Below are 24673 nucleotides of genomic sequence, written 5' to 3'. Positions count from 1 at the left end.
ACGGAATTATGAAAATGTCGGATATGTTGATGGATGATTTTCAACCTAAAGAGGTGGAAAACACAGATTATAAGTACCTGATCATGAAATACCTTAAATTTTGGTATTTGTATTTGATTGGGGTGGTTTTTTGTTTTGGTTTAGCCTATGCCTATTTTCAATACGCAACTCCGGAATATCCTGTAGGTGCAACAATTTTGATTAATAGCAGTAAAGGGTCTGATTTTTCTCAAAATGCGGTATATTCTGAATTAGAAACCTATCAATCGGTAAAAACGGTGGAGAACGAGGCAGAAGTGCTCAAATCCGTAAGTCTCATGGCTGAAGCTATCCGCGATCTTGACCTGAATGTTTCTTACTATGTTAAGGACAATGTTTTCAGGGATAAGGAAATTTTTGGTGCTCAGGTACCCATTCAGGTTGACATAGATCGGTATGATTCAGCAGCATTTTTCGATAAGGACTTACTTACCAAATTCAAGGTCCATGTAGTGGATTCGGTTAATTTTCGTCTGGAAAATGAAGAGGAAAAATTTTCTAATCACCAGTTTGGTGAGAAATTAGCATTTCCTTTTGGTGAACTGAGCATCGAACGAGTGCAGGATATGGATTATCCCAGCACCATCATCATCAACTTTAACAATCCCTATGCGATTCCGGGAAGGTATAGTAGTAAGCTGGATGTGATGATAGTAAATAAGCTTGCCAGCGTATTGAGATTAAGCTTTACTGACCCCGTCCCACAGAAGGGGATGCTGGTCATGAACAACCTGATCGAAGCCTACAACCGGGAGGCCATGCTGAATAAAAATCAAACGGCAAAAAACACGATCGAATTTATAAATAATCAATTAGACTCGGTGACCACTGAACTCAGGCAAATTGAGTCAGAGGCAGAAAAATACAAACAGGAAAACAAGATTACCGAACTGAGTTCGGACGCCCTACAATACGCAGAATCATTTAATCAAGGCAAGGAGCAGCTAGCAGATTATTCAATCCAACTGGATGTGCTTACTTCTATAGAAAATTACCTGATGAATCAACAGGATAATTACCAGGCAGTACCTAGTTCTCTGAATATAGAAGACCAGACGTTGATGACCAACATAAGCCAGTTTAATGAATTGCAGCGCGATAGGGAACGAATGCTTCGGACAATTCAGCCCGGCAGTCCTTTGATTTTAGAGAAGGATCAGCAGCTGAGTTCCATGAGAAGAAACATACTTGAAAACATAAAAAACATAAAATCCAGTGTAGAAATCGCCAGGGATAATCTATTGGCCAGGACTACTGAAGTAGAAATACAAAGTGGGAAAGTGCCGGAAATTGAACGGGAATTACTGGAAATAAACCGGCAACAAGCGATCAAGCAGGATCATTACCAATATTTGGTTAAAAAAAGGGAGGAGGCATCCATGTCGTTGGCGGCAACTACTGTAAGTAACTCCAGAATTATAGATCCGGCTATGGCGGGAAGTAAACCCACCAAGCCAAACAAAATGCTAATTTTAGGATTTGCTTTCTTTCTTGGATTTGGGGGGCCTTTGGGCTTGGTTTTCATCTATTACCAATTAAATACCCAAATTAAAATTAAGAGAGATGTCACCTCCAAAACGAATATTTCGATTTTGGGAGAGGTATCCCACCACGATGAAAAAGTGCCGATTGCCATTTCAAAAGGGGTTAGAACTCCGGTGGCTGAGCAATTCCGCCTTATACGAACCAACCTTCAATTTGCATTACCAAACAAGGATAAAAAAGTCATTCTGGTGACGTCTAGTTCCAGTGGCGAAGGCAAGACCTTCTTTTCGCTAAACCTGGGTGTTAGCATGAGTTTGGCGGATAAAAAGGTGGTTGTGCTTGAGTTTGACCTGCGAAAGCCGTTACTTTTGGAGTATCTCGGAATGACTAGCGATACCGGTATTTCTGACTTTTTGCAGAACGAATCCCTGACTATTTCCGATCTGGTCGTAAAAAACGAAAAATTACCCGCAAATCTTGATCTGATTGGTTGTGGTACGCTTCCCGATGATCCTTCAGAATTGATGCTACTTCCCAAAGTTGGATATTTCATCGACAAGCTTCAGGAGATATACGATGTTATTATTATCGATTCTGCTCCTGTAGGCCAGGTAGCCGATGCCTTTTCGCTATCTAAATTTTCGGACATCACGACCTACATTATGAGGTATAATTACACAACTTCGGATACCATTTCCTTTATTAATGAAAACAAAAAGGAGAAAAAACTGAAAAATCCTGTCATTGTCCTCAATGATGCTAAAGCTAAGTTGAGTTATGGCTACGACTATTATCAGAAAGGGGATATTAAAAAGAAAAAACGAGCAGTTTATAAGGAAATGGCTAAAAAAGCTTGATGAGATTTTTTGGTAGGAGTAACGGAGAAAGTTTTTTTGTATGAGAAGTCAGTTGACATCTCTTTATTTATCCTTGAACAAAGCGATTAATAAAGGGCATAAAAGAAGTGTAAAAGCAAAAAAAAACATACTGGCCTCTTTTTTAATTAAGGGGGGCAGTATTGCCATCAGTTTGATATTGGTGCCCTTGACAATAAATTACGTCAATCCAACGAGCTATGGAATTTGGCTTACCTTAAGTTCTATGGTGGCTTGGTTCGGGTTTTTTGACATAGGTTTTGGTCACGGCTTACGGAATAAATTTGCCGAGAGTATTGCTCAGGGCGAGTACGATCTGGCAAAAAAATACGTGAGTACGACCTACGCCATTTTAAGTATGATTATCGGAGCAGTACTCTTGATTTTTTTGGGCATTAATCCATTTTTAAATTGGGCCTCTATTTTGAATACCTCTCCTGAATTAGGGGATGAACTTCGATCTGTCTCCTTGATTGTGTTTACTTTCTTTTGCCTTCAATTTGTGTTGAAGTTAATTACCACTGTGCTTACCGCCAATCAGGAACCGGCCAAAGCCTCATTGTTTAATTTTTTAGGAAGTTTGTTTTCTCTGATTGTGATATTTGTACTTACTAAGACGACAGAAGGAAATCTGATTTATTTGGGAGCCGCATTAAGTTTTACACCGGTTTTGGTATTGATTAGTTCAAGTGTTTGGTTTTATACCCACGAATACAAAAAGTATGCGCCTTCTTTTAGCAAGGTCGATTTTAGTCTTGCCAGAGATTTGATGTCTTTGGGAGCAAAATTTTTTGTAATTCAAATTGGAGCCCTGGTGTTATTCAGTACAAATAATGTGATCATTACCCAGCTTTTCGGACCAGAAGAAGTGACCCCCTTCAATATTGCATTTAAATTATTTGCGATCGTGACAATGGGTTTTGGGATTGTGGTCACACCCATGTGGAGTGCATTTACGGATGCCTATGTGAGGGAAGAATACAATTGGATAAAAAACACCCTTGTCAAGATGAGAAAAATCTGGTTTTTGGCCATTTTGGCTTCGATAGGGATATTATTTGCTTCTCCATTTTTGTATGATATTTGGGTGGGGGATTCTGTGGATGTTCCCTTTGCATTATCTGCTGCTATGTGTCTTTACGTAATCGTTGCCATTTGGCAAACCATGCACGTGTTTTTTCTTAATGGAATTGGCAAGATTAAATTGCAATTATACATGGTGACTGCTACTGCTCTGCTGAACATTCCGCTAGCTATCCTGTTGGGAAAATGGTTCGGTTTGGTAGGTATTACCATGACCAGCACCCTAATATTCGGTGTGATGGGGATCGTTTTTTCGATACAAACTCATAAACTGCTAAATAAAACGGCAAAAAATATTTGGAACGAATGAACATTTTCAAGCCACTAGTGAATTTTTTCTCCAATTTCTTTTTCTTGGTAAAGACAGCTGCGAAAAACGAAAAAGTCCATTGGGAAATATTGGGGAGTAACCTTATTAATTGTAAAATAGACCCTCAGGCTAGGGTTTACAAATACCACTTGCTGAGTAACACCATTATAGGTAAGGGAACCTATGTGTCATTAAATGCCCGGATTTACAATACAACCATCGGCAAATTTTGCTCGATTGGTCCCAATCTGGTGTCCGGATGGGGACTTCATCCCATTCACGGCATATCCACCTCACCCGTATTTTATTCGGTCAATGGGCAGGCGGGGTTTACCTATTCCAAAAAGACCAAAGTACAAGAAATAATTCCAATAACGATAGGAAACGATGTATTCATTGGAGCGAACGTAACCATTCTGGATGGAGTGACCATAGGCGATGGCGCGGTTATTGGTGCAGGAGCCGTGGTCAGTAAGGATATCCCGCCTTATGCAGTGGCGGTAGGTTGTCCGATAAAAATCATGAAATACCGCTTCGATGAGGAGACGATACAAAGTCTACTCAAATCCAAGTGGTGGGACGGGGATGAAGAAACTTTAAAGAAAGTCGAGGAATTATTTTTTGATGTAGAAAAATTCATTAAAATAGCCCCCAAACTAGCTGATAAATAAGAGGATAGCGTGGATTCATCGAGTCAAATAATGATGTACAGGAGGTATACGGCAAACCTGGATAAGAAAATGTTTTTTTTCTGGACCAGTGTAGCTGTTTACGGTATTGGGTCGGCCTTTACGGCCACCTATGCCACTGGTATGATTAAAGTGATTCAGCTTATTCAGGCGATGGCCATTTTTGGAATCATTTATTTTGCTGGTAGTACCGTTCAGTTTGCCGTAAAAAATTACTTTTTAAGAATCACATTGGTGATTTATTTGATGTATTCCATTTTTATATTACTGCATGGATACGAGTATACGTATGAATTCACCAAACGGCTGTTTTTTTCCAGTTTCATAAAGTATTTCTTCCCGTTACTACTATTAATACCTAAAAACTTAAAGTTCTATTCTCGGATTTTTGATATCATCGTAATCTACGGGATTGCTTTTCTATTACTAAATCTCCTTTTTATGGATCTGGTGATAGCTCATTACGAAGAAAATGTGCCTCAAAAGTTTACTTTTGAAGGATTCTACAAGAACCTGGGCGTTCCGCTATCATTTTTACTCTTTACCTATATTTACCATAGTAAATACCGAAATATGATTGCCTTTGTGGTACTATTGGCAATCATCGGAATTGCTACCTATAAGGCGAGGAGGGCTATCATGGCTTTATCCGTCACCCATATGTTGATTTTTATGGTTATCTTTTACATTAAATCAAACTATAAACTGGTCATGAGTGGTGTGTTGGCCCTCTTTATCGGTGTTTTAGCGGTATACGCACCTAAATTCTATCAAGAGAACAAATATTCCTATTTTGGAGAGTTGAATGAGAGGGGGCTGGAGGATACACGTACCGGAGTGGAAGTGGCCATGGCCAGGGATTTTGAAGCAGTGGATTGGGTGATAGGCAGGGGCATTAATGGTCGGTATTGGTGTCCTAACATTGACCTGAATGATACTTCCGGCTACCGGTACATGATCGAAACAGATTATTTGAATATAATCTTGAAAGGAGGAGTTATTTACCTTGGGCTCATATTGCTAATGGCCATTCCTGCAGCATTTAAGGCTTTTTTCTTTTCCAATAATTTATTGTCAAAAGTGGCAGGGATATGGATTATCCTGTGGATTTTATCTTTGTATCCGTTAAATGTTTTTAATACGGATTTGAACCACATGCTTTTTTGGGTTTGTGTGGGTATTGGGTATTCTAAAGACATGAGAAAAATGTCGGATGAAAATATTAAGGAAGCCATGTCCACATAGCCTTTTAATAGGTTTATGAAGAATACTTTATATTTATTAATCGCTTACAAATGAAGGATTTTCCTAAAGTTTTGATATTGAATCAACCTTTTAATTCTATTTCGGGAGGGGGGATCACGCTTTCCAATTTATTTAAAGGCTGGCCAAAGGATAAACTCGCTGTTACGTGTTTGGGAAACCTAATTACCGAACAAACCCAGCTAGATGCCTGTGATCACTATTATCAATTGGGGCATAAAGAGCATATCTGGCGGTTTCCTCTGAGCCTATTAAAACGCAAATACCCCTCCGGAAAAGTAAGAATCAGCAAAAAAGAAAAAAAGGTAAAACCGATAAAGAAATCAGCCCTGCGAGAAAAATTGTTAAAAGGATATATCAACCCATTTTTAAAATGGTTAGGTGTATTGAATTGGGCATCTACTTTACAACTTTCTCCTGAACTCCAACTTTGGTTGGATGAATTCAATCCGGATGTAATCTACGCACAAGCCCAGCGAAGGGAGGCGGTTATATTTTGCAGACTTGTTCAGGAGTACCTTCATAAACCGATGGTTTTTCATATGATGGATGATTGGTTGGAGGTATTACCCGGTGAAGGGCTGTTGGGTAATTACTGGCACGGGAAAATTGGTGGAGAATTCAAGGATATGCTAACGCGATGTGCACGGCATTTTAGCATAAGCGAACCAATGGCCAAAGCTTACCAGGAAAGATACGGGTTTCAGTTTTCTACCTTCCACAATCCCATTGAGCTTTCCTTTTGGAATAAAAGCCAGAGAAAATCGTATGAATTTGGAGATAAAATTCAAATCCTTTATGCTGGGCGCATGGGTCTGGGAATACAAAGTTCCCTGGAAACCATGGCTAAATGTCTGGAAAATTTGAATAAAACCGGAAAAAAACAATTGGAACTGGTACTACAGGTAGGAAGGAAGCCATCCTGGGCGGATACTTATTCTTGCATTCACCACAGGGGATTTGTTCCGTATGAAGAACTTCCTGACCGGTTTTCAGGTGCGGATCTATTGTTTTTACCCTATGATTTCACGCCTTCTGCCACCGCTTTTATTAAGTATTCCATGCCTACCAAAGCTTCTGAATACATGATTTCCGGAACGCCAATTCTTATATTTGCACCGGAAGATACCGCATTGGTCACGTATGCGCAAGATTACCAATGGGCTAAAGTAGTGACCAAAAATGAAGTAGAGGAATTAAAGGCCGCATTGATGGAATTGATTGATTCAGAGGAATACCGGAAAAAGGTGGCCACCAAAGCGATTGAAATTGCCGAGCAAAGGCACGATGCCCTAAAGGTAAGGGAAGCTTTCAGAAATGAGCTTTCAGCATTGGCAGCTAATAAGACCATTACCCTAAACCCGTCCTGATCATGGCAGCCATTTTTTTATATCCCAAGATTGACAAAATGAAAGGTTCACCAAACCCTTACATGTTGCATTTTCAGGAGGCTTTGTTAAAAAATCACCAGGTGGTAAATTCAACGCATCCTAACCGGGGGATTCTGAATTTTTTTCTTTTCTTTTTCAACGCAGATGTTTTCATTCTCAATTGGCCGGAAACAATTCCGGAGAAGAAGTTAGGAGGGCTTCAAACCCTTCTTTTTCGATTTTTTCTCTGGCTTAGAAGAAAGTTTAAGAAAAAAATTATATGGGTATTGCATAATAAAGGATCCCACCACAAAGGGGAAAATCCAACTACGCGTAAGATGTTCAATAGGATGATGGTCCATTCGGATTACATCATTACCCATTCCCAGGCAGGTGCAGATTTCGTGCAGTCAGAATACCCTTCTTTCCGAAAGAAAGTTCATGTTTTTCCACACCCGGTTACGGAACGCCTTGGTGTGTATCGAGCTGGTGAAAAAGAATATGATTTTTTGATTTGGGGAAGTATTTTTCCTTATAAGGGAATCGATCGCTTCCTGAAATTTGTCCGTCGTTCAGAAGAACTAAAATCCTCTAAAGTACTTCTGGTTGGAAGGTGTAAAAATCAGGACTACAAACAAGAAATTCTTTCTATATTGCCTGATAATGCAGTGTTTAAGGATGAGCTGCTCAGTTTGGAAGAAATAGCAAGTTACGTGGCTAAATCCCGGTTTACATTATTCACCTACAACTCTAAAACCGTATTAAGCTCTGGATCCTTGGTTGACTCTATACGGATGGGTGCGGTAATTATCGGACCAGATCATGGTGCCTTCCGGGATTTGAAAAAATGGTCTTTTTTGCATACCTACCGGGAATTTGACGAATTGCCCGGAATTATTGCTGGATATAGCTCAGACGAGGAAAAAATCGAGTCCGACCGAAAAGATTTTATGGAACAAAATACCTGGGGTAATTTTGTCAGGCAAATAGAAAAAATTACAGGCATATAACGAATTATTTTAAATTTATTCTTTTAAGGCAATGAAACAAGTGATTCAAAATTTTAAGACTGGACAGCTTTACGTGGATGAGGTGCCGGTACCTGCACTTTCTGAAGGCATGGTATTGGTTGAAAACGAATTTTCACTGATAAGTGCCGGCACCGAAAGAAGTACCGTAAAAGTGGCTCAAGCCAGTTTATTGGGAAAGGCAAAACAACGCCCAGATTTGGTATCTCAAGTTATTCAAAATATACAAAAAGAAGGATTGTCTGCAACCATTAGTAAGGTAAGAACCAAACTGGATTCCCTAAAGGCACTGGGGTACAGTACATCAGGAAAGGTCATCGCATCCATGGACACTAACGGAGTATTTAGTCCAGGTGATCGCGTTGCCTGCGCTGGTGCGGATTATGCCTCCCATTCGGAGGTGATTTCTGTGCCTCAAAACTTAGTGGTAAAAATACCGGCAGCGGTAAGCTCGGATGAGGCAGCTTTTACCACACTAGGATCCATTGCATTGCAGGGAGTTAGGCAGGCAGAGCCCCGTCTCGGAGAAAAGGTTTGTGTGATTGGGCTGGGATTATTGGGACAAATCACCGTACAGCTTTTGAAAGCCAATGGCTGCGGTGTTTTTGGCATTGATATGTCCGAGAAGCTGATAGAATTGGCAAGAAAATCCGGGGCCAACCAGGCCATCAACCGGAACGATTCCAACCTGATTGCCGCCTGTGATAACTTCACCAACGGGAGGGGCTTCGACTCAATCATCATTACAGCGGCTACACCAACCAACGACCCGATTGTCCTTTCCACGGAAATTGCCCGAAAGAAGGGAAAAATCATCGTGGTAGGAGCCGTAAAAATGGATATTCCAAGGGAACCCTTCTTTTATAAAAATGAGCTTGAACTAAAGATTTCCTGCTCTTACGGACCCGGAAGGTACGATGTGGAATACGAAGAGTTAGGAAAGGATTACCCCTATGCCTATGTGCGCTGGACCGAACAGCGGAACATGGAGGCCTTTCTAGATTTAATCGCCGAAAAAGCCATTGATATTAAGCCACTTATCACCCATTTGTTTGACATCGATGAGGCTGAAAAGGCCTACGATATTGTCATGGGCAAAGTGAAAGAACCCCATATTGGAATTTTGCTTAAGTATAAGAGCTCCGTTAACAAACTTCAGTCGAAAACGGAAGTAAATCAGGAACCCATAAATACCGTTAATACAGGGTTTATCGGAGCAGGGAGCTTTGCACAAAGTTATTTGATACCGAATGCAAAATCCTGGGGAGCATCTCTGGATGGGGTGGTAACCTCCAAGGGAATTACCTCAAAAAGCGTGTTGGATAAGTTTAAGTTCAACTTTTGCTCTTCTGATGCCAAGGATGTTTTGGAAAATACGCAAATCAATACCTTGTTTATTGCCACCCCTCACGTTTCTCATGCTTCTTTTGTCATTGATGGGTTGAAGGCGGGGAAAAATGTGTTTGTGGAGAAACCCCTGGCCATGAATATGGAGCAGCTTAAGGAGGTTGTTCACACACAAAAGACCACGGAAAAGACCCTAATGGTCGGCTTCAATCGTAGGTTTGCCCCGGTGGCAGAGGAAATTAAAAAGGAATTCGAAAACCTCGGAGAACCCCTGGTAGTAAACATACGGGTGAACGCTGGCTTTATCCCTAAGGACCATTGGTCCCAGATACCAGAAATTGGAGGCGGCCGAATTATTGGAGAGGTATGTCATTTTATAGATCTGATGCAGTATTTCACAGAATCAGTTCCCGTAAAAGTACATGCAGAAGCTATCAATACAAGTAATGATAAACTGACTTCTGCCGACAACCTGGCCGTAACTATTAAATTTAGCAATGGTTCGGTGGGTAATTTGACCTATCTTGCTAATGGCGACAAATCCCTTCCAAAAGAAAATATCGAAGTTTTCGGAGGCGGAAAAATAGGTGTCATCCATGACTTTAGAAGCGGTAGCATTCACAAAGACAACAAACAGGTCAAGTTGAAGTCTGCGGGGAAAGGTCATAAAGAGGAGGTTTACCGTTTTCTGGATCAGGTTAAAGAAGGAAAAGGAAGCCCCATTTCTTTTGAGTCAATTTGTTTGACTACTTTGACCACTTTTAAAATTCTGGATAGCCTTTCTACTGGCTTACCACAGAATATAGAACTTGAAGAGGTAATGTCTTGAATCGGTTAGATCAATTCACCTAAATCTTACTGTGACGTGGGAAAAGTAGTTGACAAGGCATTGAAATACATTAAGTATGTGACTCCTCTCGGATTAAAAAATTTTTTTCGAAAGGCCAGGAGAAGGTATAAGAGAAATTTTACCCTTTCCAAGGAGGAGCGGGTTCCATTGGAGCTGGAGGAATTTGAGCGTATTTTAACGGAAGAGTTGGGAATTAAAGAAGGGGATACCCTTATTGTCCATTCTAGCTTTGGAAACATGAATGCCTCCTTTTCTCCGCAGGATACCGTCGCTTTATTGAAAAAATTGGTAGGGAATTCTGGCAATTTATTGATGCCCTTTTACCCTACAGGTCATGCTTATTACTGGATTCAGGAAGGGAATGTTTTTGATGTTCATACCTCCCGTTCCTATATGGGGGTGCTGACTCAGGTTTTCAAAGAATCCGATGGTGTCAAGCTCAGTCCACATCCCGTGAAAGCACTAAGTGCTTGGGGAAAGGACAGGGATTGGTTGATTCAGGAGCATCACCTTTCGGTTTATCCCTATGATGAAAAAAGTCCCTATTACAAAACCAGGCTATTGCCAGAAAGCAAAACACTTGGTTTGGGCGTGGAGATAAATTCCTTTTTTCATTCCTGTGAAGATTTGTTTCTGAAAGATAAAATGGAAATTTATTCGGATATGCGATTCGATGGAAGGATGAACTACTACGGAAAGATGATGGAAGTAGCTACTTATTTGCACCAACCTGATAAGGTGAATTCCATTATATCTGCCTGTGGGTATTTAAAGGAAACTGGCTGTTCGGATTACGTCTCTGTAGAAAGAAAGGGAGCCGTTTTTTATACCGTAAGTAATGAGGCTGTTTATTTGCACGCAAAAAAATGGTTGGAAGATGGGGTCTCGCGAACAGTTTATTCGCAAAAAAAGCATTAGTTGAAGAGAATGGAATTTGTAATCTACACCAATACCGTATGGGATAGCCCGCCCCGATCGAGGCATCAGTTGGCCCATGCCCTTTCAGAAAATCACAAGGTAACGTTTGTGTCCTCTAATTTGAAAGGCAAACCGGGATTGACCATTAATAAGGTGAATGACAGTTTTGACCTGATACTGCCTTCCTTTCCGGTGAGCCGCAGGGTCAGGTACCGCATGCCTTTGGTGAATGAAGCCTATCAAATCTGGTTGTTTCCTAAATTGAAAAAGCATTTTGAAGGGAGAGAAGTGATTTTGATTTGTTCCGATTTTGGGGCGCACCTGATTGGTGCCTATTTTAAGAAATTCATCTACTTTGCCAGTGATGATTATATCAACAACGTGCAGGTACCAGCCTTGGTAAAAGCGTATACCCGATTTACTCAAAACCGATTGTTGAAGACGGCATCTTTCACCATTGCGACTGCAAAGAAACTGGTGGATGATTTCCGAAAGGTAAATCCGAAATCGTACGAACTCCCATTAGGAGCCCCTGATTTTTCCAAAAGTAAAGCGGATGAAATCCGAAAACGAAAACCTGATGGTAGGCTGAAAGTGGTATTGCTTGGTTTTATTGATAAGAAAAAGACACCGCTGGATTTGATGAATGCCATTTTGCGCATTGAAAATGCCGAACTTCACCTGATTGGCCCCATAGCAGATGATTTCCTTGATTTCCTCGAGCCTGCGGGAAAAGTAGTTACTCATGGGGTCATGACCGGAGATCCATTAGGTCGGGAATTGGAGCAGATGGATGTGGCGATCGCGCCCTATTATCTGGAAGATCCAAACAGCGGAAGAACGCCGAACAAAATGTGGCAATACCTGGCCAGCGGCCTGCCAGCAGTAATCACCAATTTGCCAAATGTGAGGCATTGGGAATTTCCTTCCGGAACAGTTTACAAAGCGAACAATGATAAAGCGTTTGTTAACCAGATCGTACAGGCATATCAAGAAAATACGGACAGCCTGGTCAGAGAACGCATAGCGATCGCCTCCAGAAATTCCTGGAATTCAAGGGCCAATCAGCTACTGGGATACATTAAAGATTATTTTTATGATGAAAAATAACGAACATTCTGTTTCCCATTTAATTCTGACCTTAGATTATGAGTTATATGGCGATGGTTCAGGAAGTGTATTTGAGACGATGATTGAGCCTACCCGTGAATATTTGAAGGTTTGTAAAAATCATGGGATTAAGACCACTATTTTTTTTGAAGTAATGGAGTACCTGCGTATGAAAGAAGCCTGGATTTCGGGTAATGCTATGGGATATGAAAGAGATCCGGTAACGGCAATAGAAGATCAACTGAGGCAAGCTTATTTGGAAGGCCATGATATACAATTGCACATACACCCCCATTGGGTGAACGCCAGCTTTAAAAATGGGCGCTGGTACCCCGACAACCGGTATTGGAAGCTTACCCGGGTTCCTTTATCCCCGGACGAAAATTTCCGAATTAGTTTAGAAGATTTGTTGGCCAAAGGAAAAAAGGGGATTGAAGAACTGATTCGGAAAGTAGACCCCACTTACCAATGCACTATTTTCAGGGCGGGTGGCTTTAGTATTACGCCATCGGAGGAGATAGTCAAGGTTTTACTTAAATTGGGGTTTGTAGCAGATTCCTCGGTTATTCCGGGAGCATTCATTGATAATGAGTACTATCGCTATGATTTCCGTCACCTGAGCCGGGACCGACCCTATTGGATGGTGAAAAGCGCAGTAGAAAAGCCCGAGGATGGGGAAGATGGACTGATCGAGTTACCGATTTTCTCTCAATCTATGACAAGGTTCAAAAAATACGATCGCCAACGGATCCGGATTGCCTTGAAAAATAAGCGCTCGAACCTTGATAAAATCAAAGATAAGGTAGAGGGTAGGAGTTCTGTTTTGGGGAAGATCAAATTCTTTCTTGAGAAAGAGCACCTTACCTGGGATTTTTGTCTTTTTTCCAAAGGCAAACTTCAAAGGTACCTGAAAGATGCCCGGAGAATAGCCGCAAAGGGGCATAACGATTTTCACCCTTTTGTATTGATAGGACATTCCAAGGAATTCATCCATTCCGAAACATTTGAAGCCTTTCTACGGGCCAATAAAGGAAGTTTGTCTTTTCTTACCTTAAAGGAGGCGGTTTACAGAATAAAAAATGAATCGAAAACCGAAAAAACAGTGTGAAAAATGGCATCAGCTAAGGAATTATCTACTGAATCTACCCGATTCTATGATTCTTTTTCAAAATTGGAGGCTTTCTGTGAGGCAGAGTCGTTTAAAGGATATGATCCATACGACAGCCTGAATAGCAGTTTATTTCAGAAAATACCCCTGTTTTCCAAGTCCAGAATTGTAAAACTTGCCTGGACTCAGTTTTTTAAGCGTGCACCACTTAACCTCAGACCGCTTGTCGGCGTGCCTAAAGAATATAATCCCAAAGCCTTGGGGCTGTTCCTTTCCTCATACTGTAATTTGTATTTGATGGAACCAAAAAAAGAATGGTTGGCAAAGATTCATTTTTTTGGGGACCGGATTTTGGAATTACAAAGTAAGGGATGGAGTGGTAGCTGCTGGGGGTATAATTTTGATTGGCAGGCAAGAGCTTTCTTCCAGCCCAAATATACGCCAACGGTAGTGGCTACTACTTTTGTTACCTGCTCATTATTGGATGCCTATGAACTTACGAAAAAGCAAGCCTATTTTGATGCAGCGAGAAGTGCCTGCGATTTCGTATTAAAAGACCTTTACAGGACCTACGATGAAAAGGGGAATTTTTCGTTTTCATATTCTCCGTTGGATAAGAGTGTTGTTTTCAATGCATCCTTGCTGGGAGCCAGGCTGTTAAGCCGTGTTTATGGATATACAAAGGAGGAAGAACTTTATCAGGAAGCAAGAAAAGCGGTTATCTTTGCTTGTGACTATCAGCAAGAAAACGGGGCATGGGGTTACGGTACCCTACCCTTTCACCAATGGATAGATAATTTTCACACAGGATATAATCTGGAGTGTTTATCTGATTTTGCCAAATATACAGGAGACTATGGTTTTGATTCCTATTTGCAAAGAGGATTTAAATATTATTTAGAGACCTTTTTCACAAAAGAAGGAATTTCAAAATACTATAATAATAGTGTTTACCCTATTGATATTCATGCTCCAACCCAGCTGGTCATTACCTTAGATAAGTTGGGAGTCTTTCAGGAAAATAAAGCCATGGCAGAAAAAGTGATGGACTGGACCATTGAACACATGCAATCATCTGAAGGCTATTTTTATTATCAAATTAACAAGTATTTTACATCCAGAATCCCTTATATGCGATGGGCACAAGCATGGATGTTTCTTTCATTCACAGTTTTTTTCAGAAACGCCCCTACATTATATAGTAAGGGAATTTTGAAAAAGAATTCCAGGCAATATTAATATTTGTAAAAAAATAAAAAAGGGAATGCTTTTTGGGGAAAGAATCTGATAATAAAAAAACCACTAAGTTTTACTAATGGAAAATGTAATAAGAATTCAAATTTGCAACGTACCTGTCGACTCCCTTACCATGGATCAGACAGTTGATCTGATTGACAAAAGCATTCAGAGGAAAGAAAGTTTACACCATGTGGTAGTGAATGCTGCCAAATTGGTAAATGCCCAGAGGGATCCCGAATTAAGGGATTCGATCGTTGATTGCGATATTATTAATGCGGATGGGCAGTCAATCGTTTGGGCAGCGAGATTCTTGAAACAACACTTGCCTGAACGGGTAGCGGGAATCGATCTCATGGAAAATCTGGTTGCCCTGGCACATAAGAAAAAATACAAGGTGTTTTTTCTTGGAGCCAAGCAAGAAGTAGTCGCAAAGGTAGTCGCTATTTACAAGGAGAAGTATGGGGAAAACATAATTGCCGGATTCAGAAATGGGTACTTCGGGAAAGAAGACGAGCTTGATATCGCCCAACAGATAAGGGATTCTAATGCCGATATGTTATTTGTGGCCATAAGTTCTCCTAAAAAAGAAATTTTCCTGAACAAGTACAAAAGCGAGATGAAAGTACCATTTATAATGGGAGTAGGTGGAAGTTTTGATGTGGTATCAGGAAAGATAAAAAGAGCCCCACTCTGGATGCAGGAAATCTGCCTGGAATGGTTTTTCAGGACCATGCAGGAACCCGGAAGAATGTGGAAAAGATATTTAACTACCAATATTGCATTTGTGAAGATACTATTTCAAGAAAGGATGAAGCTAATGCGCAAATCTAGCTAGTATTTCTTGGGAGCAATATTTTTTATTTAATGATAGAATGAGACCAAGATTAATGCTTGTAAATAATTATTCAATGGAGAATGCTTACAGTCTGTGGGAAAAGGGCACCAGTGGCAGCCACCATGTCTGGGGCAAAGTAGAGCTCGAGAGGCGAGGGGCTGCGGCTGTTTCTATTTTTACCCATGAAAAATATCCTATTCTAAATAAGTTAGGTAATATGATAGGTATCAAGCATTTGGACCAGCAGATACGGCTACTGGCCCATGCTACTGACTATGACATCCTATACGCACCGTATTCTTTGTCCAACACAAAGTTTCTCATTCTATTGAAATTTCTCGGGCTTTACCGAAAGCCAATTTTGATCACCTTGCATCAACCCTTTTTCGGGATGAATTCCCCTTATTCCCTGGTAAGATGGTTGACTAGAAAAATTTTACTTCGGTACGATGGTATCCTTTTCTTAAGTGAAAAACTTATGGAAAATACATTAAGGACCTTAAAAATTTCAGATACAGAAAGCCTAAAAAAGATTGACGCTGCCCAATGGGGTCCTGATACCGAATTTTATAAAAGATTAAATAACCATGAACAGCCTCAATCGGGTTATTTTATTAGTGCTGGGCATACCGCCCGGGATTATGAGACTCTTATTGAGGCATTTCGTAACTTAGATTATCCGCTAAAAATATTTTGCACCCCAAAAAGTCTTCCCAATACGGCTGATATTCCGTCCAACGTTAGCATCAATTCGAAGTTTATTCCTTATTTTGAATTATTGAATTTCTACAAAGATTCACGTGCTATTCTCATTCCGCTGACATATCCGGAGCGGTTGAAAGGCTGCCAGGGAATGACCAGCCTCCAGGATGTGGTAGCCTTGGGAAAGCCAACGATAATAACTAAAAATTCTTCCATTAATTTAGATGCTGAAAAGGAAGGGTTTGGCATTACTGTTGAGAAGGGAGATGTGGAAGGTTGGGTTGCAGCTGTAAAGATTCTGGCGAAAGATACGGAGAAGTCGCGGCAAATGGGAAAGCAAGCGCTGAAGGTTTATCGTGAAAAATTTAATTCCGAACGATTTGCAGATAAATTAGAAAAGGCAATTTTAAGGATTTCTGCTACCTACAAATTTGGCCAAAAATAACCTTGTTCTCTTTGTTACCATTATTGGTGTATTAGTGTAAAAAAAAACATGAGATTGTTTGGACTGACAAATGTTTATTACGAGGAGCAATCCGATTACGACTTTGAACAACTGAATGAATCAGTGTATATAAAAAAGATAATTGGAGAATTAAGGGAATCCTTGGGTAAACGATTTACCGAATTTGAATTTTTTATTTACTCAAATCACAAAGTCAATAAAAGAAATCCGGGTTCCGAAAAGGATGTCATGCCATCAAGCGCTGATTTGCCCTCGGATAAGAAAAAAATATTGCTTTATTTCTCAGATGAAGGGGGCTTAGATCCAAGTTATTACGCAGACAAATATTTTGCTATTTTTAAAGCTTACATAGGGGTCCAATTTGAGACGCGTAATGTTTTTCCACTCGCCCTGGGCTATGTTAATAGCGTTCCGGAATTTCCGGATAAAATAATAAAAGACAGAAAATTTAATGTTTTTTTCAGGGGAAATCTCAATATGAATCGTATAAATTTTTATCGGACCTTTTCTAATTTGGGATTTTTACTACCTCCCGAAAAGTGGCTTACCCATGAATATTACCGCAAATTCTTAATTAAGCTGAAAAGTGATTTCAGTAATTTTTTTAGTGATTCCATCATCATTTTTAATAGTGGATTTAAGGCAGGGTATTCTCCCGAAAAATACGGGGAGGTGCTGGCGGATTCCAAAATAGTCTTATGCCCCAAAGGGTATTTTATGACAGAGTGTTTCCGGCATTTCGAAGCCATGAGAGCGGGCTGTATCATTATTTCCGAACCGCTTCCACCTACTCCCTTTTACCAGGGATCTCCTATTATTCAAATAGACAATTGGGATACCGGACTAAGGATAACCAAAGAGCTTCTCCAGGATGAACGCCAAATGGAAGCTATTCATCAGCAAACCAGGCAGTGGTGGGTGGAAAAATGCTCCGAAAAGGCGACGGCAAACTATATTATAAACAACATTGAAAAACTGGAAGCTTATTAGAAACCAATTTTTATTATGCATGACAAAATTAAAGTGCTTTTAATAAACTCATACTCCTTCGATAAGATCTATCAAAATTTTTTAACTGGTATAAACCCGAGTCATTACTTAATGGGAAAAATCGAACTTGAAAATTCAGGTGAATTTCAGGTCGACATACATGTAAATCAAAAATACAAATGGCTGGATTTTGTTGGAAAGCTAATAAAGATACCTTTTCTAGACCAACAGGTCAGAGCCTTACATATTCTCCGGAATTATGATTTGGTTTACATGCCCTATCCCTTGTCCACCAGTAGGCTGTTGGTTATGCTTAAAATGATCGGAATTGTCAAAACCCCCATGGTGGGCCTTGCTCATCAGAATTTCATTTATTACAAGAAAAAGGGAGCGTTTTTAAATAAGTTTGCTATAAAGCGTCTCAGGCAGTTTGATGCCTTCGCTTTTTTTTCAACGAAGCTCATGGAAAAAACAACAAGGGACCTGGAGTTTACTCCTGAAGAGATACGGGACCGATGTTTTCCGGTTCGTTGGGGGGCGGATCTCTCCTTTTATGAAAAAGTGAAAGAACTTAAAACATCAGACCATGTTCCTTATGCTATATGTGCGGGCACTGCTGACCGTGATTATGACATGTTGATCAATGCCTTTGAAAATATTCCCCTACGTTTAAAAATTTATTGTACCCCCAACACCATCCCAAATGCCGATCGGTTACCCTCCAATGTAATCGTTGATACTACCTGGGTACCTTACGACCAACTATTGCAAGCGTATGCGAACGCTGAATTTATTATTATCCCTCTCAAAGAGGAAGTAAAAAATAAAGGAAATACCTACGGATTGACGGTAGTGCTAGATGCGCTTGCTGTGGGGAAGCCGGTATTGATGACCTACCATTCCTTTCTTGATATTGACCTTGAGGAAGAAAAAATTGGGCTTTGGGTGAAAGACAATACGAGTTCGGGTTGGGAGTCGAAACTGAAACAGATGATTAGCCCTGATACGGATTTGTCCCAAATGGGAAAAACGGCCAAAAATCTGCACATCAATAAATATAATATTGATTATTTCGCTCAACAAATGGGGAATCTCTTTAAGACGGTTCTCAATAGAAAGCGAGCGGAGTCCTAACCTGGATAATATCATCCTCTTTTCAGTGAGAACAGAGACCTCTCCTTTTAGGAGATCTGAATACTGCCTGAATTTCTACTGACCTGTTAATTTTTTGAGGAAGTTTTGCCCTTTTTCTTTAAAATAAGCTCTTGCATGAGCAGCTGTTCAACCTGCGATCAGCGGGAAATAAAAATCCCCTGGATTTTTTTTCCAGGGGATTAGAATTCTAAGCACTATTCCTTAATTAAGGATTCACTATCAGCCTTTGTTTATTAACAATGGTTTGGTCATTGCTTACACTAATCAGGTACATCCCTTGAGATAGGTTGTCCAATGGAATAGTAAACTGATTTCCTGAAGTTCTGATCCAGTCCAGTTCGAACTGGCCAACTAACTGACCATTCATGTTGTGAATAAGAACCCTTCCCTGGCCAATTTCTTGTCCCAGAACCAAGGAGGCTTTGTCCTTAGCAGGGTTAGGGAAAATCTTCATTTCATTTTGTTCATTATTTTCTACATAAAGATCCATTTCTTTGTATCCTCTACCGAACATTTCTTTATACCCTCTGCCAAACATTTCTCTGTAACCCCTAAGGTTACTTCCATTGATTGCATTTTTGGCTCCACTTCCGATGATGGCGATGCCTGATATACTGGCTCTGTTTTCTTTTGCGGTTAATTCCAGATTTAGGATACCGTCTGTTACGGTGATATTTTCAAAAGCCAATAAAGTGGGTGCGTTTCCATTTTCTTCAAATATGTCGAACCCTTCTTTAACTATTTGACCTTCCAAAGCCAAGTCAAACACCCTTCTTCCGGCCCTTGCATATGGACCACCATGCCCAAACCACAACTCGTTATGCATGGTAAGTACGGTATAGGTGCCATTGGGTACGGGTATGGCATAATTCAGGTTATCAGCATTTCGCTCTGTTTGGAAAAGTTTCTCCGCTGATGCTTTGCTATTTTCGAAACGATAAGAAGGGATATTATAATATGCCTCTGTGTTTTCCTCAGCAACAAAGATATCATCGTTAATTTCTTCGTCAGTCTCTCCACCTGTATTCAAAAAGAAAACATGGTCTGTTCCGGTTTGCTCCACGGTCACGCTATTTTCTTTAAAAATAGCCAGTGCAGATATAGATGCCCTATTGGCACTTGCTACCATTCCTAGGTTTAGTACCCCATCCTTTACGAGTACATTCTCAAAAGTCAGGATGGTAGGTTCGTTGTTATTTTCAACAAATATATCAAAATTGTCTTTTGCCAAATTGTCCTCCAGAAAAATGTCGAAGACCCTGTTTCCGGCTTTCGCGTTAGACCCTCTATGACCATGATACAACTCGTTGTGGTAGGTTTTGATGGTGTAGCTACCATTAGGGACCGGAATGCTATAATTCAATACCTCACCATTTCGTTCTTTTTGGAACAACAGTTCCGAGCTTGCGTCGGTATTGGTATAGGTAGAAGAGGCACTGAAATAGCCCAAGTTATAGTCGGCAATAAAGTCTTCTCCTTCATATTGTACGTTTTTGTAGTGTCCGGTTTTTAACCGCATAAAAGGTTCGAGCACTACAGATTCAGTCGGAGTTATGGCATCGCTGTCAGGAGTGGATATAGTTGAACTACTTGCTGAAATGATGGCCAAACCACTGATGCTTGCCCGGTTGGTAGAAGCACTCAATCCTATTTTCAGGTTTCCGTCGATTACCTCGATAGCCTCAAAAGTCAGAACAAGCGGTTGATTATTGTTTTCAACAAAGAAATCCAGGTTTTCTTTGACCATTTTATCCTCAAGTAGGATGTCAAAAATTCTCCTTCCTATTCCGGCGGAAGGGCCTGCCTGTCCGAAGTACAGTTCGTTATGAAAGGTTTTCACTGTATAAGTTCCATTCGGAACAGGTATTTCAAAAGCGAATTGATCTCCATTTCTTTCCGTCTGGAATAATGGCTCCTGAAATTTGGTGTTAGAATAGGTGTAGGTTAAACCTGAAATTTGGCTGCTTACTGCCTGCTCACCTTCAAAATCAGTTCCTCCATATACTATTTCCTTTTGAGTACCCAGATTGACAAACAGGCTAAAAGCGGGCGCCTGGTCATCCGGTGTGCTACCAACAGTTTCTTCTTCGGTAGGTGTGGTTTCGGTTACCGTTTCTTTAGCTAAAACCTGAACCACCACTTCGTCGGACAATCCTTTACCATTTTCATTATCCACTACCTGCAAGGACAGTGTAAAAGACCCTTCCTGAGCTGAAGTCCATGTAAATTCGAATGGAGAAACAGTCGAGGTAGCGGAAGGATTTCCGTTTACCAGAAGGTCCACCCTGGCCACTTCACCGTCAAGGTCTATCGCTGAACCTGAAACCACCATACTTTCACCAATATTGATTTCAGTATTTTCAAGAGGTTGGGTCAGAGTGATGATGGGTATCACATTTTGTTTGTTAACCTCTATGGCAACACTGTCTGAGAAAATCGTTCTTCCGTAAACATCCACTGCTTCGGCGTAAATAAAGTGGGAACCAAAAGGAACATTTTGCCAGGTAGAAGCCAGGGGAGTTTCTGTTTCTTCCGAGATCAACGTTTCACAATAGTAGTAGTTTACTTTTTCTACTTCCAACTCTCTTCCTGTGTCTACTACTAACGTGATGGGAAGATCATCTCCTTCGATCATACCGGAACCGTATTCAGGAATGATTACCCTGGCTTCTTGTATGGGTTCAGGTTGAGCGGTTGTCTTCTCTGAAGTCTTGATTAATAATACAGAGCGAAATGGATCCAGCTCAATGCTTCCGGAATAGCTTTTGTTATCCATGTCTACAAATTCCCCGGGTAGACTGACCGATTTTTTTGAATACCCCTCATTGTAAGCAAAAAATATTTTGTCGTCAGGGTTGGTCACTTTCAGATCCGCCTCTTTTACGCTGAGGTTGTCAATCTGGAAATCAACCGCGTTCGCATTTTCAAATTTAAATAATAGCACCGTTTCTTCTGAGTTTTCGGCAGGACTTAACAAAATTTCATACTCAATTCTTTCATTTTGAAATTCAGCAACACTTACTGCGCTAATCGTTTTCCAAGGGGAAAATTTTTGTCTGAAATAAACTTTACCTGCGAATTCCTTATTACCAATACCACTAAATTTTATCAGGTAATCTTTGCCAATACTTACTTTGCCAATATTTACATTTATTTCTAATGCACCTGTACCTGTAACCCTAAGGGCTCCATTATCCAACTTTGAACTGCTGACCCATGAGGTTTTTCCATTTTTTACATTTACGTAATCTACGTCCCTGTCGAAGCCTTCATTATCATATTTATTTTCTCCGGATACACCATTTATCTCATATGAAGGAATCGTGACCGGGTGTATTGTGGATCCGGCATCCTGACCGTAAAGGGCTTTCCAGCCATCCAGGTCTAATAATTTTGTGACCTCACTGCTGGTACCCATATTGTATTTATTGATGATCCGGTAATTATCGGTCAATGGGCTGGCATACACGTTATTTCTGAAGTTGGCCATCTGCCCCAAATCGTTTTTAATGGAGCTTAGGTTTAAGTTGTTTTGTTCTCCATTTTGAGAGAAAAACAGGTTGTTTTCAACGGTGTTATTGCGAATATCCGCACCCATATGGTCGTTTCTAAAGAACAATTGGTAGGTGCTGTTGTAAATAGTATTGTGGTGAATGTGGTTTTGCCTTGCATTGTGTAGATAGATGCCTTTGCTGGAAATATTGGCAATGGTATTGTAGGCAATTTCCACGCCGCTGGTATTGTCATCCAGATAGATTCCTTCGGATTGAGGTTTGGCCAAAGCAGATCGGATATTGGTTCCTTCAACCACTCCCTGTCCGTTCAGGATGATGTTACCAATGACTTTTCGGTTGTAAAAAGTCTCATTGCTGTTGCCAGTATAAACATAGATGCCTCCGCCGTCATTTTTGGTCTTATTAAAGTGATTGATAAAATTATTTTTTACCGTACTGTTGTTTCCTCCAAACCGAATGCCAACATAGCCGGAATTAATTATTTGGTTACCCTCAATCAGGTTGTTATCGTTAGGGGAAAAAATACCAAATCCATTACCATCTCCTGATTTTCCCATTCCCGGGTACAGTTGGATGTTCCTTATCCGGTTATTGCGAATAATAGCATTATCACAGGATTTTAATTCAATGCCGGAATTGTGGATATCCAGAATTTCGTTTCCTTCCAAAAGAAGCTGGTGATTTCCTTCTCCTGAAATTGCATTTTGACCAACCATTTCCACTTTTGTGTTTTTTATAGTTACATTCTTTCCAGTGCTGAGGTGGATTGCATTGGAATTGGCACCTTTGAAATGAAGGTTTTCGATAACTACATAGTCTACGCGCGTTACCTGGGTCAGTAGGTGGTCCAGTGCAGCCACTTTTACCGAATGCGTGGATGGTGATTCGTTCCCAAAATACACCTTTAGTTTTGCCTGGCTGGTATCGAAGTACCACTCTCCGAGTTGATCCAGGGTTTTGACGTGGTTTTGAATAAAGTATCCGAATTCAGCCTTTGGCTGGTAGCTGGTTTCGCTATTAGAGGCGTACTGTATGGTATTGCCGGAGTGAGAAGTGATTTTGTGACGATCCAGGATCCAGTAAATTTTTCGAATTACAACTTCAGCTCCGGTCCAGTTGGGCCAGGAACTCAGTTCATTGTCCTTTATGGTATTCCAGGAGGTGGATTCGTAAGTAAGGTATCCTTTGTTTTCACTGTCCGAATTGGGATACCTTCCCATTTCTTTGTCTTTATCATTGAAGGTAACCAAATTGGTAGGCTTAGATTTTAATTGAGAATGACCAGCCTCGTAAATACCATTACCAATGGATTTCCAACTGGTCAAGTCTACCAAACCGGTAATGATGGGGTTTTCTCCATTCCCATACGCCCCTATTTTGATGGGATTGCTTGCCGTACCGGAATTATTCATAAGGATGGTACCGAAATAGGTTTCGCCTCTTCTGAACAGTATTTTGTCCCCAGGTTGGAGAGAGGAAAATACGGCGTTCAGTTTTTCGATTGATTTCCAGGGAGTCTCAGGGTTTTGAGCTTGAGAAAAACTTCTGGAATCGTTTCCCTTTTCATTTGAAATATGGTAATCGGTAGCGAAAGATGCCGAGATCACCAGAAAAGTGAGGATGGCGATTAAAAATACACGTGTTTTCATGAGTTGAGAAATTATGTTTTTGACACTTGTTCCGTTTTTATTCTTCTTGATATTTTTTGAAGGAATATTCATTTTGTTCTATCTTTTCTGAAGTATAAATTCCTAAAACAGTATTTTGACTATTGAAATTAAATTTTTTGAATTTCGTATATACCAAAATGATATTCTAAATATATCTCTGTTTTTGTTAATTAATGATATAAAATATTTATAACCAAATTTTATAGCAAAGAGGATATCTAGCAGAAAGGGTGGGGAATTGGATAATTTCTGTATGTGATTTCAATATTGTTTTTGAAATTATTTTTATTGCCGATAGTCCTTAAAAAGCGGATGGGAAAAAATTTTAAAAAAAAAGATTTTTTTCAACCATTCAATTAAAGCTGGATTGTTTTAGGTAGTGAAGGTGAAAGCAACAAACGATGGTGTAATCAGGGACTAAGGAATTGCTTGAAGTCAATAGAGGTATCGATAGGAAATTGCTAGTGAGGTCGTCGCTAATCTAAAAATGGAAGAGCAGCCGATTTTTTGGGCCTATGAATATTCAATGTATCCGTCCGAGAGCCCCGCATGGAAGGCAGGTTGTTTTTTTCCTGCGTCAAAAAGAGACAGTGCGAATTGGAAATCAGAAATTTGTACCAGGATTG

At 40.3% G+C, this 24673-nt stretch carries 16 protein-coding genes; 15 read left to right on the top strand and 1 reads right to left on the bottom strand.

Features of this window, described 5'->3' with window-relative positions; all coding sequences use genetic code 11:
• The first annotated feature begins 8 nt into the window (after nucleotides 1-8).
• The 15 genes from GKS34_RS10545 to GKS34_RS10475 all read left to right on the top strand — a co-directional run bounded on the left by GKS34_RS10545 (nucleotide 9) and on the right by GKS34_RS10475 (nucleotide 18841).
• The gene (locus GKS34_RS10545) at nucleotides 9-2381 is read left to right on the top strand and encodes a GumC family protein (protein WP_163384777.1); all 2373 of its coding nucleotides are present in this window, start codon (nucleotides 9-11) and stop codon (nucleotides 2379-2381) included.
• A 40-nt stretch (nucleotides 2382-2421) separates the two neighbouring features.
• Nucleotides 2422-3792 (top strand): lipopolysaccharide biosynthesis protein, encoded by a 1371-nt coding sequence (locus GKS34_RS10540; RefSeq protein ID WP_163384776.1) that lies wholly within the window; start codon nucleotides 2422-2424, stop codon nucleotides 3790-3792.
• Nucleotides 3789-4463 (top strand): CatB-related O-acetyltransferase, encoded by a 675-nt coding sequence (locus GKS34_RS10535; protein ID WP_163384775.1) that lies wholly within the window; start codon nucleotides 3789-3791, stop codon nucleotides 4461-4463. The genes GKS34_RS10540 and GKS34_RS10535 overlap by 4 nt, the downstream gene beginning before the upstream one ends.
• Nucleotides 4464-4493: 30 nt before the next feature.
• Nucleotides 4494-5726 (top strand): hypothetical protein, encoded by a 1233-nt coding sequence (locus GKS34_RS10530; RefSeq protein WP_163384774.1) that lies wholly within the window; start codon nucleotides 4494-4496, stop codon nucleotides 5724-5726.
• Between the two features lie 50 nt (nucleotides 5727-5776).
• Nucleotides 5777-7114, top strand: coding sequence for a glycosyltransferase (locus tag GKS34_RS10525; RefSeq protein WP_163384773.1), 1338 nt, complete (start codon nucleotides 5777-5779; stop codon nucleotides 7112-7114).
• 2 nt (nucleotides 7115-7116) lie between these two features.
• The gene (locus tag GKS34_RS10520) at nucleotides 7117-8124 is read left to right on the top strand and encodes a glycosyltransferase family protein (RefSeq protein ID WP_163384772.1); all 1008 of its coding nucleotides are present in this window, start codon (nucleotides 7117-7119) and stop codon (nucleotides 8122-8124) included.
• Between the two features lie 31 nt (nucleotides 8125-8155).
• On the top strand, nucleotides 8156-10318 hold the full coding sequence (locus GKS34_RS10515; protein ID WP_163384771.1) for a bi-domain-containing oxidoreductase: 2163 nt from the start codon (nucleotides 8156-8158) through the stop codon (nucleotides 10316-10318).
• Between the two features lie 36 nt (nucleotides 10319-10354).
• A complete protein-coding gene (locus GKS34_RS10510) occupies nucleotides 10355-11257 on the top strand; it encodes an AAC(3) family N-acetyltransferase (RefSeq protein WP_163384770.1) in 903 nt (300 codons plus the stop codon).
• A gap of 9 nt (nucleotides 11258-11266) precedes the next feature.
• The gene (locus GKS34_RS10505) at nucleotides 11267-12367 is read left to right on the top strand and encodes a glycosyltransferase (RefSeq protein WP_163384769.1); all 1101 of its coding nucleotides are present in this window, start codon (nucleotides 11267-11269) and stop codon (nucleotides 12365-12367) included.
• On the top strand, nucleotides 12354-13475 hold the full coding sequence (locus GKS34_RS10500; RefSeq protein WP_163384768.1) for a polysaccharide deacetylase family protein: 1122 nt from the start codon (nucleotides 12354-12356) through the stop codon (nucleotides 13473-13475). The genes GKS34_RS10505 and GKS34_RS10500 overlap by 14 nt, the downstream gene beginning before the upstream one ends.
• 3 nt (nucleotides 13476-13478) lie before the next feature.
• Entirely contained in the window at nucleotides 13479-14714 is a 1236-nt protein-coding gene (locus GKS34_RS10495; protein ID WP_163384767.1) for a delta-aminolevulinic acid dehydratase, read from the top strand.
• Between the two features lie 76 nt (nucleotides 14715-14790).
• Entirely contained in the window at nucleotides 14791-15549 is a 759-nt protein-coding gene (locus GKS34_RS10490; RefSeq protein ID WP_205602056.1) for a WecB/TagA/CpsF family glycosyltransferase, read from the top strand.
• A gap of 478 nt (nucleotides 15550-16027) precedes the next feature.
• Nucleotides 16028-16696: a glycosyltransferase family protein gene (locus GKS34_RS23410; RefSeq protein ID WP_240459271.1), complete on the top strand. Its 669-nt coding sequence runs from the start codon at nucleotides 16028-16030 to the stop codon at nucleotides 16694-16696.
• 48 nt (nucleotides 16697-16744) lie between these two features.
• A complete protein-coding gene (locus tag GKS34_RS10480; protein ID WP_163384765.1) occupies nucleotides 16745-17707 on the top strand; it encodes a glycosyltransferase family 47 protein in 963 nt (320 codons plus the stop codon).
• Nucleotides 17708-17818: 111 nt separating this feature from the next.
• Entirely contained in the window at nucleotides 17819-18841 is a 1023-nt protein-coding gene (locus GKS34_RS10475; protein WP_163384764.1) for a glycosyltransferase family protein, read from the top strand.
• A gap of 226 nt (nucleotides 18842-19067) precedes the next feature.
• Here GKS34_RS10475 and GKS34_RS10470 read toward each other — a convergent pair whose 3' ends face one another.
• Nucleotides 19068-24026: a malectin domain-containing carbohydrate-binding protein gene (locus GKS34_RS10470; protein WP_163384763.1), complete on the bottom strand. Its 4959-nt coding sequence runs from the start codon at nucleotides 24024-24026 to the stop codon at nucleotides 19068-19070.
• Between the last annotated feature and the right edge of the window lie 647 nt (nucleotides 24027-24673).

The organism is Cyclobacterium jeungdonense (genome assembly GCF_010994275.1).
Lineage (GTDB): Bacteria > Bacteroidota > Bacteroidia > Cytophagales > Cyclobacteriaceae > Cyclobacterium > Cyclobacterium jeungdonense.
This window is presented reverse-complemented; position numbering and strand designations above follow the sequence as displayed.

What these genes read in the sequence shown, in the direction of transcription:
- GKS34_RS10545 (WP_163384777.1), top strand. Translation starts at nt 9, where the DNA reads ATGAAAATGTCGGATATGTTGATGGATGATTTTCAACCTAAAGAGGTG.
- GKS34_RS10480 (WP_163384765.1), top strand. Translation starts at nt 16,745, where the DNA reads ATGAGATTGTTTGGACTGACAAATGTTTATTACGAGGAGCAATCCGAT.
- GKS34_RS10530 (WP_163384774.1), top strand. Translation starts at nt 4,494, where the DNA reads ATGATGTACAGGAGGTATACGGCAAACCTGGATAAGAAAATGTTTTTT.
- GKS34_RS10490 (WP_205602056.1), top strand. Translation starts at nt 14,791, where the DNA reads ATGGAAAATGTAATAAGAATTCAAATTTGCAACGTACCTGTCGACTCC.
- GKS34_RS10505 (WP_163384769.1), top strand. Translation starts at nt 11,267, where the DNA reads ATGGAATTTGTAATCTACACCAATACCGTATGGGATAGCCCGCCCCGA.
- GKS34_RS23410 (WP_240459271.1), top strand. Translation starts at nt 16,028, where the DNA reads ATGGAAAATACATTAAGGACCTTAAAAATTTCAGATACAGAAAGCCTA.
- GKS34_RS10475 (WP_163384764.1), top strand. Translation starts at nt 17,819, where the DNA reads ATGGGAAAAATCGAACTTGAAAATTCAGGTGAATTTCAGGTCGACATA.
- GKS34_RS10535 (WP_163384775.1), top strand. Translation starts at nt 3,789, where the DNA reads ATGAACATTTTCAAGCCACTAGTGAATTTTTTCTCCAATTTCTTTTTC.
- GKS34_RS10495 (WP_163384767.1), top strand. Translation starts at nt 13,479, where the DNA reads ATGGCATCAGCTAAGGAATTATCTACTGAATCTACCCGATTCTATGAT.
- GKS34_RS10515 (WP_163384771.1), top strand. Translation starts at nt 8,156, where the DNA reads ATGAAACAAGTGATTCAAAATTTTAAGACTGGACAGCTTTACGTGGAT.
- GKS34_RS10540 (WP_163384776.1), top strand. Translation starts at nt 2,422, where the DNA reads ATGAGAAGTCAGTTGACATCTCTTTATTTATCCTTGAACAAAGCGATT.
- GKS34_RS10520 (WP_163384772.1), top strand. Translation starts at nt 7,117, where the DNA reads ATGGCAGCCATTTTTTTATATCCCAAGATTGACAAAATGAAAGGTTCA.
- GKS34_RS10500 (WP_163384768.1), top strand. Translation starts at nt 12,354, where the DNA reads ATGATGAAAAATAACGAACATTCTGTTTCCCATTTAATTCTGACCTTA.
- GKS34_RS10525 (WP_163384773.1), top strand. Translation starts at nt 5,777, where the DNA reads ATGAAGGATTTTCCTAAAGTTTTGATATTGAATCAACCTTTTAATTCT.
- GKS34_RS10470 (WP_163384763.1), bottom strand. Translation starts at nt 24,026, where the DNA reads ATGAAAACACGTGTATTTTTAATCGCCATCCTCACTTTTCTGGTGATC.